Origin of the sequence: Chromohalobacter sp. HP20-39, assembly GCF_033052815.1 — a bacterium.
Taxonomy (GTDB): Bacteria; Pseudomonadota; Gammaproteobacteria; order Pseudomonadales; family Halomonadaceae; genus Chromohalobacter.
Genome location: NZ_JAWHTP010000229.1, coordinates 1 through 399, shown reverse-complemented (window position 1 = coordinate 399; position 399 = coordinate 1). Strand labels below are relative to the sequence as shown.

Sequence of the window (399 nt, the reverse complement as noted above, 5' to 3'; positions counted from 1 at the left end):
GCTATTTCCGCCCTCAGCACGGTCGGCTTTCAAGTAGACGACGATCATTCAATGTATAACAGAGGGCATATCGACCTTCTTCCTTCGATTCTTGTTAGAAGCCACGAGCTGGTTAAGCGATTCGCAAATGAATTGCGCGACCGAGTCTCGGAGTTCATGGACTGGAACCTCGCAAAATACTTGAATGCGGCGCAAAGGCGCCGACTCAAGATTCGCCCATGGACGCGTGGTGAGCTCAAAGCTTGGGTTGATGCAATGCAGGAAGAGCGTCGCCTGAAGGGTCCCCAATAACAGGCTATCGAGATGGATAAGGTCTCGCGGGAAAAACGCTCAGAAGTCATGCGAGCAGTTAGGTCTCGAGACACGAAGCCCGAACTCGTTGTTCGCCGAACCGCGTAC

The 399-nt window shown here is 52.9% G+C and carries 1 protein-coding gene and 1 pseudogene; both read left to right on the top strand.

The genetic code is table 11. From position 1 onward, the window contains the following. The coding region (locus tag RVY79_RS17765; protein ID WP_317465829.1) for a hypothetical protein at positions 1 to 291 on the top strand (291 nt) is incomplete at its 5' end. A 12-nt stretch (positions 292 to 303) separates the two neighbouring features. Next, a pseudogene (locus RVY79_RS22025) lies at positions 304 to 399 on the top strand (very short patch repair endonuclease); the annotation flags it as partial.